8 protein-coding genes and 1 pseudogene are annotated in these 12,451 nt (G+C 33.0%); 2 read left to right on the top strand and 7 right to left on the bottom strand.

Annotated features, from left to right (window positions below):
* A pseudogene (locus ACP6PK_RS21550) lies at positions 1-1,496 on the bottom strand (hypothetical protein); the annotation flags it as partial.
* Between the two features lie 377 nt (positions 1,497-1,873).
* Here ACP6PK_RS21550 and ACP6PK_RS21545 point away from each other — a divergent pair.
* Positions 1,874-2,569 (top strand): HAD family hydrolase, encoded by a 696-nt coding sequence (locus tag ACP6PK_RS21545; protein ID WP_426562508.1) that lies wholly within the window; start codon positions 1,874-1,876, stop codon positions 2,567-2,569.
* Between the two features lie 236 nt (positions 2,570-2,805).
* On the opposite strand, the gene ACP6PK_RS21540 is transcribed toward ACP6PK_RS21545, so the two are convergent.
* The 5 genes from ACP6PK_RS21540 to ACP6PK_RS21520 all read right to left on the bottom strand — a co-directional run bounded on the left by ACP6PK_RS21540 (position 2,806) and on the right by ACP6PK_RS21520 (position 8,144).
* Positions 2,806-3,567 (bottom strand): RNA-guided endonuclease InsQ/TnpB family protein, encoded by a 762-nt coding sequence (locus ACP6PK_RS21540; RefSeq protein WP_426562518.1) that lies wholly within the window; start codon positions 3,565-3,567, stop codon positions 2,806-2,808.
* Between the two features lie 392 nt (positions 3,568-3,959).
* Positions 3,960-4,061 carry a helix-turn-helix domain-containing protein gene (locus ACP6PK_RS21535; RefSeq protein ID WP_246843972.1) on the bottom strand — a complete coding sequence of 34 codons (102 nt, stop codon included), beginning with the start codon at positions 4,059-4,061 and terminating at the stop codon, positions 3,960-3,962.
* Between the two features lie 663 nt (positions 4,062-4,724).
* Positions 4,725-6,260 (bottom strand): glycosyltransferase family 39 protein, encoded by a 1,536-nt coding sequence (locus tag ACP6PK_RS21530; protein ID WP_426562506.1) that lies wholly within the window; start codon positions 6,258-6,260, stop codon positions 4,725-4,727.
* Between the two features lie 544 nt (positions 6,261-6,804).
* On the bottom strand, positions 6,805-7,770 hold the full coding sequence (locus tag ACP6PK_RS21525; RefSeq protein ID WP_426562504.1) for a lysylphosphatidylglycerol synthase transmembrane domain-containing protein: 966 nt from the start codon (positions 7,768-7,770) through the stop codon (positions 6,805-6,807).
* Between the two features lie 92 nt (positions 7,771-7,862).
* The gene (locus ACP6PK_RS21520) at positions 7,863-8,144 is read right to left on the bottom strand and encodes a hypothetical protein (RefSeq protein WP_094675637.1); all 282 of its coding nucleotides are present in this window, start codon (positions 8,142-8,144) and stop codon (positions 7,863-7,865) included.
* Positions 8,145-8,518: 374 nt separating this feature from the next.
* Between ACP6PK_RS21520 and ACP6PK_RS21515 the strand changes: the two genes are divergently transcribed.
* Positions 8,519-11,227 carry a DUF7948 domain-containing protein gene (locus ACP6PK_RS21515; RefSeq protein WP_426562502.1) on the top strand — a complete coding sequence of 903 codons (2,709 nt, stop codon included), beginning with the start codon at positions 8,519-8,521 and terminating at the stop codon, positions 11,225-11,227.
* Positions 11,228-11,685: 458 nt separating this feature from the next.
* Here ACP6PK_RS21515 and ACP6PK_RS21510 read toward each other — a convergent pair whose 3' ends face one another.
* Positions 11,686-11,946 (bottom strand): DUF928 domain-containing protein, encoded by a 261-nt coding sequence (locus ACP6PK_RS21510; RefSeq protein ID WP_168186622.1) that lies wholly within the window; start codon positions 11,944-11,946, stop codon positions 11,686-11,688.
* Positions 11,947-12,451: the final 505 nt, after the last annotated feature.

The following is a 12,451-nucleotide window of genomic DNA, read 5'->3' as shown; positions in this document are numbered from 1 at the left end:
TTAATCTTAGAAATTATTTGCTTAACCAAAGGTAATTGTCTAGGGAAATTTATTCCATTATCAAGGTTATGGATTTTCCCTTCTTCCTTCTTCCTTCTTCCTTCTTCCTTCTGAAAGAGTAATTGTCTAGGGAAATTTATTCCATTATCAAGGTTATAGCTTTTTCCTTCTTTATTCTTTCTTCTTACTTCTTCCTTTTTATTAATCTTAGAAATTATTTGCTTAACCAAAGGTAATTGTCTAGGGAAATTTATTCCATTATCAAGGTTATGGATTTTCCCTTCTTCCTTCTTCCTTCTTCCTTCTTCCTTCTGAAAGAGTAATTGTCTAGGGAAATTTATTCCATTATCAAGGTTATAGCTTTTTCCTTCTTTATTCTTTCTTCTTACTTCTTCCTTTTTATTAATCTTAGAAATTATTTGCTTAACCAAAGGTAATTGTCTAGGGAAATTTATTCGATTATCAAGGTTATAAAATTTCCCTTCTTCTTCCTTCTTTATTCTTCCTTCTTCCTTCTTTATTCTTCCTTCTTCCTTCCTTCCTTCTTCCTTCTTCCTCCTTCCTTCTTCCTTCTGAAAAAGTATTGGCAAGAATAATCCAACTATTAATATATGAGGCAGAAATAATTGTTTAGGTAAAATTCCACTACGACCCCCGAAGATGAAAAAATCCCAGGAATTTTGTAAGAAAAAAACACTTCTACCAGCTTCCCCAAATTCTGGCAAAACTTTTGCTTGGGATGCTGTAATTACAGGTGCGTAATTACTAGAATTTAAAGCATAAAATAAAATTACCAGTAAACTTACTCCTAAACCTACTCCACTCAATATATAATCCTCTCGATTTTTACTAAGACAAAACCTGCCTTTTTCCCAGTCTAAAAATCTGATAATTAAAATCAAAGCAATCAGGATAACATATTGTGGATAAAATAATCCGAGGAGAGCGATCGCTACCAAAAAAGGAACCAACGATTTTTGCAATAAATAGTATAAAACTGCCAGAAATAAAGGATATAAAAAAGCTCTTGGTGTACCGGAAGCTATGTCATCTTGGAGCCAGAGATTTTGACTTAATAATACTGAGGCAATAAAACCTGCAAAAGGTATTGGCAATATCTCAAAACAAATTCCAAAACAATAGGCAGCAGTTACCAAACTTAACCCCAAAGGTAATAATTTATTCAGAAACATTGGGTCTATTCCTACTTGGGAAAATAGCCAATAAAAAGTTTTATAACCCCAAGGTGCGACAGACTGAAAATAATCGGCAATTAAGTCATTGGGAAATAATTCTGAGTCTAAAAAACGACGCATCCAAAAAACGTGCTGTCTTGCATCATCTTGTACTATATATTCTCCACTAAAAGCTTCTTTAAGTGCTAATAAACTATATATTGTTGTGAAAGTTAAACTGAGAATTAGCCAGAATATTTTTTGATTTGCTGTTGGGGTATTTGATGGGATTAAAATTTGTTTGATATTTTGGATATACATTATTTTGTAGTAACGGTTTAGATTCTTGAGTTATAGCTTACTTCAACCATATTTTGACTATCTATGTTATAGTCAGATTTGACAAACATAAACAAATCATTTTAGAGAAATTTGTATTTATGGAAAAGTTTAAAATAAATACTCAAGCGATTGATAAATTTTGGTGGATAACTAATTATCTCTGTGTCAGTATGCTTTATCTAGAAAGATAATGTGCTGATCAAGCGAACCCTAAAATCAGAATATAGCTTATGAAACAATCAAAAATGTACCCATAACTAACAGCTTGCTAAGAATTGATATATTAACAGAAAAATATGCAGAATTTTTAAAGCGGTTCTGTTACAAAAAAGAATTAACCATTTACCCCGATCAAAATGACTACAATACTATTTTGGGATATTGACGGAACATTATTAACCACCGGAAGAGCAGGTATCTTTGCCCTAGAAGATGCTGCTAGAGACATAACTGGTAAAGAGATAGATTTATCACAACTCAATACAGCAGGAGCAACAGATCGATTACTAGCAGCTCAAATTTTAGAATTAGGAGGTATGACTCCTGATGATGAGAAAATAGACCAACTATTACAAATTTATGGTAAATATCTACCCCAAAGTCTCACTAAAAAACAAGGAGCAGTATTACAGGGAGTCAAAGAAATTCTTTCTCACTTACACCCCCACCGTAATGATGTAATTTCTCTATTACTAACAGGAAATACCTCTGTCGGAGCAAAAGCAAAAATAACTCACTATGGTTTAGATAATTATTTTAATTTTACCCAGGGCGGATTTTCAGATCAACTAGCAGATAGAAAAGAGATCGCTCGTCAAGCGTTAAATATTGCCCAAGAATTAGTCGGAGAAATTAACTTAGAAAAAGTTTATGTGATTGGAGATACGCCCCATGATATAAGTTGTTGTCAAGCTATTGGCGCTAAGTCCATTGCCGTTGCTACTGGTTCCTATAAATTGGAGGAGTTACAACAACATAATCCTTGGTGGGCTATACCTTCTTTACCAACACCGAATTTTTTCACTGATAAAATAGGTTTAGAGAATAGTTAAAAAGCTACTGAAAAAACAAAACTTTCTCTGAAGCTTTTCTGACAAATTAAAGACCTAAAATTTATCAAAACTTTATCTTTTAATGCTTTGATATTTAATCAGCAAACCCTACTTATTGGAATGGATTATAATAGGAAAAATTGATTGACCTTAAAAAGCTTTGAAAAAGTAGAATTTATGAATTTGTGAAGTTCTCTCCCGTTAAATCGGAGATTATAATAGGAGCTTCTGTTAAACTAAGAAAGCTGAATCCAAGTTTCAGAAGTTTCTTGCTTCTTTGGCTGACTAACGTCTAAGCCTCCACAAGCAGGCCAGATGATACCCACCTCGCTTAATGCTTTATTTAATATGTTCTTTGCTGCATTCTCATCTCTATCTAAAACCGTTTTACATTTAGGGCAAGAATGGGTTCTAACTGACAAAGTTTTAGGTACTTTTTGACCACAATTTGAACAATTTTGTGATGTATTATGAGGGTTAACTTTGACTACATGAATACCGCGTTTTACCGCTACTGCATTCAATTTTTCAATACAAGCCCCCCAGGCTACATCATAAATTGATTTTGATAGTTTAGTATTTCTAGCTAAACCTTTAATGTTAAGGTCTTCTACAGCAATTAAATCATATTCTTTAACTAATTTATGAGCAGTTTTATAGTGAAAATCTTCTCTTTGTCTAGCAATATGTTGATGCAATCTAGCTATTTTATTCTGTGCCTTTTTCCAGTTATTAGAACCAATTTCCTTTCTATCTGCTTTCCGCTGTTTTCTAGCTAAATTAGATTGAGATTTTCTATAGAAATTAGGAACAGAAACAGTTTCTCCAGTATTAGTAGTCAAAAACTCTTTTAAACCTACATCAATACCTACAACAGTTTTTATATTATTTGTAGGGATTAGATTAGGAACTGACTTGTCTTCCAAACTCAAACTAACATAATAACCGTCAGCTTTCTTTGTGATAGTTGCAGTTTTAATAGTAAACCCATCTGGAATTGGTCTATGAACTGTTACTTGAATAACACCAAATCTGCTAACAATAATTTGTTTCCCATCAAACTTAATTGCAGCTTTAGGATGATTAACTCTACTAAAACGCGCGGGACCTTAATTTGCCAGACTTCTTAAATTTCGGTCTGCCAAATCTCTTGCCTGTTTTATCTGGAACTAGCCAATGTTGCCAAGACTTATCCAACCTTCTCAGATTATTTTGTTGTACCTCGAAATATATCTCTTTATATTCGGGAAATAGTTTTTTGGTCTGTTTTAATTCTGCGGACTGAAAATGATAATCTGTTTTGCTTGGAATTTCACCTATAGGACATGAAATTAATGAGCATCGGTCTATTTGACACCTGGTTCTATTTAACCAATCCAATCGTTGACTATCACGCATAATTCCAGTGCCTACGGAGTAACTCTAGCCAATAATCTATCTTAGCTATTTGTTCTCCATTTGGATTAATTTTATAGCAATAACTTATTATCATTTCCCTTCTGTTTCGACCATGCTTCCTATTCTAACAATTTGTCAGGATTTTGTCTAGAAAATAATCAAATAATATGATTAAAATTTCTAGATTCAAAACATATCTAAACATACTATACTTTCCCTATTGGCTGTTTTCCTCTCACCGTTAAATTACAAATTATAATGGGAGTCCCCAACAGCCATTTTTTTGATGGCATTATATATCTCCAGAAAAGAGGTTGGATTTTTCCCATCATCAAATCTTGCCATCAATTCTTCTTCAGTCCAGAAGCACCAAAATTTTCATTTTATGAAGCTCCAAAAAAATCGCGCGTCAAAAGATTTTGGGTTGCATCCTCACAATTTTTGTGATAAGTTAAAGATTAACTGGGTCAACCTGCCAATATACATGACTTTTTATTCAACTAGAAATAGTATCGTTTCTGAGTGATAGAACTCCGTTCAGCTTTACTTCGCATATAAAACTGAATGCTCAGGTTGTAGAAATGATTTGTGAAAAAAACAAAATATTACCGAAAAATAAAGGTATAAAGCCTCTCCTTTTAAGGAGAAAATAAAGAAATAATATTTCCTGATATTCAATCTGATGGTTTTAACCAGAGGTAATTATCCATTATCAATTATCCATTATCCATTAATGAAAACCTATTTAGACCAGACCTCAACTCAAATCATATAAATATACATAAGACCCAGGCTTTTCAAAAGTATCTATTCTCAAACCAATTTCATTCAGATAATAATTTAAAAATCTTCTTTCTGCTGGAATATGAGTATGAGAAAATAATAACCATACTCTTTTATTTCCCCGGAGTTTGTCTAAATCTTTTTCATATCTTGTCATCTCAGTAATTGATAACTCCTGACCATCATATTTATCTAAATCATCCACACCAATAATATAGTCACCTTCTTGATAACCATATTTTTCTGCATAATACTGAAACTGATATATTCCGCGTTGATAAACATACAAAATATCTCCTGGTTGTTGATGTTTTTTGATATAACTCAACACGGGTTTAATATCTGAATAATTTAGAGGTTCTTCTATTAGATCGATAGCTTTTGCTAAAGGTTGCCTGAGTAATAAAATAATCAAGAAAATACTAATAATTTTGATTGGTCGAGATTTCAATTTTTTCAAAATATAACTTCCACCTTCTGCGATGAGAAAAATTACATAAGGTGTGAGAAATAAAACCAAACGACTCCGAAACGGGTATTGATGTAAAAAGGAGGCTAAAAAAGTCATAAATAATGGAGAAAGTAAGAGCAACAAAATTTCTTTTCTCCTCAACCAAAAAGAAATACAACCTAGCAAAAAAAACACAATTGCTAACCCATCAATCCCTTTACTAAACCCCAAAGGTTTATAGAAAAACTTGCCAAAAGCATCTAGCATCCAAATAATATCAAATGGGGAACTAGGAAAACCACTTCCCCAAGAAGTTGTTAAAGTTTCATTGCCAGTTAAATTTCTCAAAGACACAAAATAAAAGATGACAAAACTTAAAAACCAAGCTGAATAAATGAGTAATAACTGTTTGATTTTATCCAATTCTTTCTGCGAATTTTTCTGCCATAAATCAATTAGTAAAGCACTTCCTCCAAGACTTGCCAAAATAAAGATAGAAGGATGAGAAAACCAAATAGCAGTTGCTCCCACCAGAGAATATTTAATTATGCGACCCCGGTTCAATTTTTGCTGTACCAAAGGTAGTAATAATAGATATAAAAGGAGAGCGATCGCCACATCACTAGAATATTGTTTTACTTCTGCTGAGTAATATACTAAAAATGGCAAACTAGCAAACAAAGTCAAACCGATAATAATAGCAGATTTAGGAATCAATCTTTTGCTTAATTCATAAAATAAAAACAATGATCCGACACCACAAATAAAAGGAAAAAACCGCAAGACATACTCATTATTACCTAATATCTGAACTGCTAATTTTTCCACTATTAAAAAACCTATCGGCGCACCTTGATCATAATCCAAAGGTTGGAGTAATTCTAAATAAGAACCATTGACAATATTGAGAGCTAAAACTGCTTCATCTGCCCAAAGAGAACGATTAGCTAAATATTGAATTAATCTCATAGCCACCCCAAAAGCAATAATTAAATAAGGTAGTATTGGTGTGTCAAATAAAAACTTAAAATCTGGTAAATATAACTTTTTACTTATCATAATTTCTATCCTGAATAAATCCGGTGTAATATAGGAATTTTGCCTCTTAGGGGTTTGGTCTCCAAACTACCTACCAAACTTCGAGTTTTTGCTAATAATGTTTTGAATGATTTTAGGAATTAAAGCAAAGATATTTTATCTCAAATCCGAGAGTATCAGAGATTGTTTATAAGGGAAATATAAAAAGGAGATAGGGAATAGGAAACAAGAAATAAAAACAACTATTTTTCACTTAACAATCTAGGAATAGATATACCTAATACCTCTGTATATACCTGATTTGAATTTCTTGAAATTACCGCTTTTAGATTGTAGTAAGTATTCCATTTTTTAATACTTATTTGACAAACAGTCTATTAGAAGAACTCAACTAAAATATAGAAACCTTAAAATATAGAAATAGAAGCCTGGTTTATATTCAATGTCTTACATACTAACATTTACCTCCTACAAACCCGGTTTCTTATAACCCTCCAAAATAAACGAATTTGATATTAGCTCTAATTTCTCTACTCCCTACACTTCCCACACTTTCCACACTTCCCTACTCCCGACTCCCGACTCCCTGCTTCCTAATTAAATATTTCCCAAAAAATGGCAAACCAGCAATTGCTGGTAATAGATAACGGGATGTACAAAGTAACCCTAAAGCAGCTCCAACTTCTTGAGGAAAATAGGGTTGATAAAACATAATAAAAGCAGCATCACGAGTACCAACTCCTGCAAAAGTTAAAGGTAATAATCCGGCTAAAATTGCTAGAGAAGATAATGCTAAACTTTCAATAAATGGTGCTGAAGCATTTAACGCTAAAGTAAAAAACCAGATTTGTGATAAATGCCCAAACCAGATAAATATAGAGGTAACAGCAAATTTTGTTAATTGTAGTTTGTCGTGCCAAAAATATCTGTGCATTTCTATCCACGAATTTTCTAAACTATCAATTTTTACACCTATTTTTTTCGGCGCAACTTTTCGGGAAATTTCAAAAAATATTCTGGCAAATTTACGAGAGGATAATAACAATAAGCAGATGATTAAACCTAATGCGACTCCAGCAGTCATCATCCAAAATAATAAGTCTTTTTCAGGATAAACAATTAAACCAAAAACGCACCATAGTAACAAAGAAACTAAATCACAAGCCTTTTCAAAAATAACTAGAGATAAAGATAAAGTTCCTTCTAAATGCCCCCGTTGTTTCATAAAATAAGCTTTAGCAATATCTCCCATTTTTGACGGCAATATCATGTTTAAAACACTGGCAGCTAATATTAATTCGTTTGCTTCTCTAAAATTCAAATAAGATGATGATTTTCTACCCTTTTTTGGCATTAACTGTTGTAATCGCCAAGCAGTTAACATTGTCAATGAAATTATCATGTTTATGCTAATTATCATCCATATAGGGTTAGAATTTTGAAATACTTTTATTAGTCCAGCAAAATCAATTTTCCAGTAGATGGCTATCAGAATAAGTAAACTTATAATTAGAGAAATTAGTCGTTTCATTATTTATTTGTGAATTAGTCTTGATTATGCGCAGTAGTGATTCTGAAGTCTTTCACTGAGTCTAAATTACTTTACTACGTTAAAACAGAAAATCAATCAACACAATTAGATTTCAATAGAAGAAATAATTGCCTCAGAGTAAAGGCCACACCAGAACTGTGGACTAAGTTAATAAACTTTCCAGCTTGGCCTTTTTCTTGTTTTTCGGACTTGCTGTTCAATTTAGCCTTATACTCTTCAAACTTGGCCTGAATTTCCAAGCCAACTTGAGAAATTAATCTTTTTTGAGATACTGATGTTCTAGGGGAATTGTAAAGTTCTGATTTAGGAAGACTGGAGTCTAAACTGCTGAAACTTTCAACTCGATCTTTCACAGCAGCAGGTTTGGAATTTGATAGTTCAATTATGGCGAAAAAATCATGGGCAGAAGATTTTATTAAATAATTGGAAGAGGTGGAAAAAATAGCTAAAAGTATAGGATGTTTAGATAAGCTTCATATTTAGCCAGACTCAGAATTAAAAGGTTATGTAGAGGAAGAAAAATTAAATTGTTCGTAATATATGCCAACATTAGAAAAATGGCAGGAGGAAATAGTTTCTTATACAAGAAAAGAAACCAGAAAAAAAGATACAAATCAAGTAGCTATTCAACTTGAAATTCAAGTTTTAGCCAACATTGACTTTTTCAGCACTTGGAATTTTTCCAAGTTCCTGCTAATCTTATGCTTGATTTTGTTAGAGAAAATTAATGACAAATTTCTTAGAGTTACCAGAAAATATATTAACAGGTCTACCTTTAACTAATCTGCCTGAATATAATGAAATTAATAATCTAAATATTGCCTCTAGTTCAGAAAGATTACCTCTGGAATTAAAGGTAGAAGCATTGGAGATATCCGAGGCAGATTTATCTGAAACTAATGACTTGCTCACAGGCATTAGTTTTATCGAAAATGTAGGGCAAGTTAACCATGCTTATGTTGAGTATTTAGCTAAAGCAAATAACTACGATTTACTATTTTATAAAGATAAAATTACCTTTAGTGCTACTCAAAATATCGAAGGTGAAACTATTTCAGATGTAGTGAAGTTAAATTTTGAGAATGCTAACTCTAACCCTAAGATAAATCCCCTAAATAAACTGCCGGGAGTTGCCAATTTTTTCCAAGGTAATTACTTAAATAATTGGCATACCGATCTGCCAACTTATGCAGCTATTGAGTATGAAAATTTATATCCGGGTATTGACCTAATATATAGTAGTTTAGATGATAAACTAAAAAGAGATTTTATTGTCGCTCCCGGTGCTGATACTTCTGAAATTATTCTCAATTATAGTGGAGTTGCAGAAATTAATATTCTTGCCGACGGTACTCTTTCTATAAATACAGAATTAGGAAAATTATCTGAAGCACCCCCAATTGCTTATCAAGAAATAGATGGTCAGCAAATTGCAGTAGAAGTTGCCTATCAACTACTCGGAAATAATCAAGTAGGATTCGACATTGGAGAATATAATAAAAACTATGAATTAATTATCGACCCCACTGTAGAATATTCCACATTAATTGGCGGAAATGGTTTTGACCGTGGTAATGGTATTGCTGTAGATGTTGCCGGAAATGTTTATATAACTGGAGATACTACTTCCGTTGATTTTCCCACAATAAATGCTATTCAACCAGACTTTAATGGAGGAGGAGCAGTCTTTAATAACGATGCTTTTGTCACTAAACTAGACCAAAATGGAACTGTTCTTTGGTCTACTTATTTTGGAGGAAGTAACGACGAATTTGGTATAGATATTGCAGTAGATATTGCTGGCGGAGTTTACGTTACAGGTAATACTAATTCCCTAGATTTCCTAACAGTTAATGGCTTCCAAACTGCTTATGGTGGAGGAAGTTTTAACGGCGATGCTTTTGTGACAAAACTTTCTAATTTAGGCAATAGTGTCCTATATTCTACTTACCTTGGTGGTCGAGATGAAGATATTAGTAGAGGTATTGCCGTAGATAATAATGGTAATGCTTTTGTAACAGGAAGTACGGGAGGTTTTTCCCCATTTCCTGCCGAGCCTGTTCCTGGTTTTGCTGACTTTCCCACAACAGAAAATGCTTTTCAAACCACTACTACTAATAATGTGAATCGAGATGCTTTTGTGACTAAATTATCCATAAATGGCAGAACTTTAGCATATTCAACCTTATTAGGAGGCTTTGATTTAGATTCAGGAATTGACATTGCTGTAGATAATAATGGTAATGCTTATATAACAGGTTCAACTAGGTCTTTTGACTTCCCACTTCAGAACCCTCTGCAAAATTTTTATGGCGGGGATAGCGATATTTTTGTTACTAAATTAAATCCAGAAGGTAGCGATTTAATTTTCTCAACTTTTTATGGTCGAAGTGATGGAGATGCTGGTAGTGGTATTGCCATAGATTTAGCTGAAAATATTTATGTTTCTGGTACAACAGGAACTCGTATTCTTCAAGGAGATATTGCTGTTTCTCCTGTGGGAGATTTTCCGGCTTTTAGTGGATTTCAAAATTTATTTGGGGGCGGTAGTAGTGATGGTATTGTGATGAAAATTAATCGGGATAATAGTTTAGGATATGCGAGTTTTTTAGGTGGAAATAGTAGTGAATTTGGGAATGATATTGCTGTAGATAATTTGGGTAATGCTTATGTTACGGGTAGCACTGCTTCTGTTGATTTTCCAATTATTAATGAATTTCAAGAAGGAGTTGGTTTAGGATTACCGGATGATGTTTTTGTTAGTAAAGTTTCCAATAGTGGAACGTTTTTGGATTTTTCTGCCACTATTGGAGGTGTGGGGAATGAGTCAGGAAATGGTATTGCGATAGACCCTGCTCAGAATACTTATGTGGTTGGTTTTTCTGATTCTATAGATTTTCCAATTATTGATGCTTTGAATACTTCTGGTTTGGAATCTAATGCTTTTGTGGCTAAGATTATTCCAGATATTATGCCACCTGATACTTTTCAAAATTTTATTCAGTATGTGAGCGAACAAAGAATTAATCCTATAGAAATATATTTTGATGAAGAGTTTTATTTAGAAAATAATCCTGATGTAGTTCAACTAATACAAAATGGTTTGTTTCCAAATGGTTTAGATCATTTTATGAATAGAGGTCAATTTGAAGGACGTAACCCTAGTCTTTTATTTGATGAAACTACTTATTTAGTCGAAAATCCTGGTGTTAGTCAAGCTGTAGCAAATAATGTCTTTAAGAGTGGATTCGATCATTTTATTAATGTTGGGTTTTTTGAAGGTCGTGATGAACGTACTATTGAATTTGATGAAAGATTTTATTTAGCTTCTAATGCTATTGTAGCTTTAGCAGTAGAAAATGCCATTTTTAAGAGTGGATTTGAACATTTTATTATATTTGGTGAAGCTGAAGGACGAGCTGGGAATAATTTATAAATAATACCAATTCCCAAAAGTAATTCTATACTTGATTAATAGTTCAGTTATTAAGTAATCACCTTGGGATAATTACCTTTTTGCTGATTTGAGATAATTTAATCTTTGATTATCCTTAGTTTTACTTCTCCCCCACTCCCCTACTCCCCTACTCCCCTACTCAATCAAATGTAGAAAAGTTTTTGAGAAATGGTAATTAGGGAGGAGTCAGGAGTCAGGAGAAAAAAAGGGCGTTGCATATTTCCGGAATAAATTAGTGTGGGGAGTTTGGGGGCGTTGCGTCCTTTGTCTCCTGGAATTATTGTTTTAGAGAAAGAGGAATTCATTCTCCATTAACGAACAAATTAACAACAATCTTGAATCGGATAGTTAACTAAATCATCATCCCACTTTTTACCTAATAAACTCTTAAATCTATCCTTTATTTCTGGATTATTAGGATTACTCCGATGCAAGTTTCATAACTCTGTAACACTCTCATGCCACAAATTATTTTCTTGATAAATATCAATCTTTTCTATAACAGTTTCAGCCGATTTTAACTTACTAATCAAACTATCGCTTGCTGCTATCCTTAATATTAATCCTTGAACTACTACCGATCTATCGTCTCCACAATCAAAAGTAAATTCCCAACTATAAGAACTATCTATCTCTAAAGGTGGTGCAGAACAGGGTAATTTCCAACTAATAAATCTTGGCTCTGATTCAACAACCAAATCTGGATAATTAATAGAGTTGTTGGGAAATAAGGTAGAATGAGCAAAGAATAAATTGGCCAGAAGAATGCTAAACGTTGAACGAGCCCTAAAACAAGACAGGTTACTAAGAGCATTAACAGGATTAAACCGTAAAGCATTTGAATCCTTGTTGAAGTCTTTTCACCAAATATAACCATGATTTTGATGACAAATTAATGTTAACAGCAACTGGACTATGGAACTTGTACCTGATAGCAGCATAAATAATAAAATCACGCTCCCAAAATTAATTAGTTTAAGTTTTCATTTTTCACTCACCTAAGTTATTTCCCAACAACTCTAATATACCCAAGTCATTGCGACTGGAACGGAGTGGAGGGAAGCAATCTCTTATGTGCGCGGAGATTGCTTCCGCTTCGTCGCTGCGGACGACTGTTCAACCGGATTTTATATTAAACCAAATTGATTAATTATCCATTATCCATTATTAATTACCAAGGACTACCAACCATAGTAAACCCCG

This window comes from Dapis hubbardiae BLCC-M172, assembly GCF_050016015.1.
Lineage (GTDB): Bacteria > Cyanobacteriota > Cyanobacteriia > Cyanobacteriales > Microcoleaceae > Trichodesmium.
This window is presented reverse-complemented; position numbering and strand designations above follow the sequence as displayed.

Excerpts from the sequence above, each read along its gene's own strand:
- ACP6PK_RS21535 (WP_246843972.1), bottom strand. The coding sequence starts at position 4,061 with ATGATAATAAGTTATTGCTATAAAATTAATCCAAATGGAGAACAAATA.
- ACP6PK_RS21530 (WP_426562506.1), bottom strand. The coding sequence starts at position 6,260 with ATGATAAGTAAAAAGTTATATTTACCAGATTTTAAGTTTTTATTTGAC.
- ACP6PK_RS21545 (WP_426562508.1), top strand. The coding sequence starts at position 1,874 with ATGACTACAATACTATTTTGGGATATTGACGGAACATTATTAACCACC.
- ACP6PK_RS21525 (WP_426562504.1), bottom strand. The coding sequence starts at position 7,770 with ATGAAACGACTAATTTCTCTAATTATAAGTTTACTTATTCTGATAGCC.
- ACP6PK_RS21515 (WP_426562502.1), top strand. The coding sequence starts at position 8,519 with ATGACAAATTTCTTAGAGTTACCAGAAAATATATTAACAGGTCTACCT.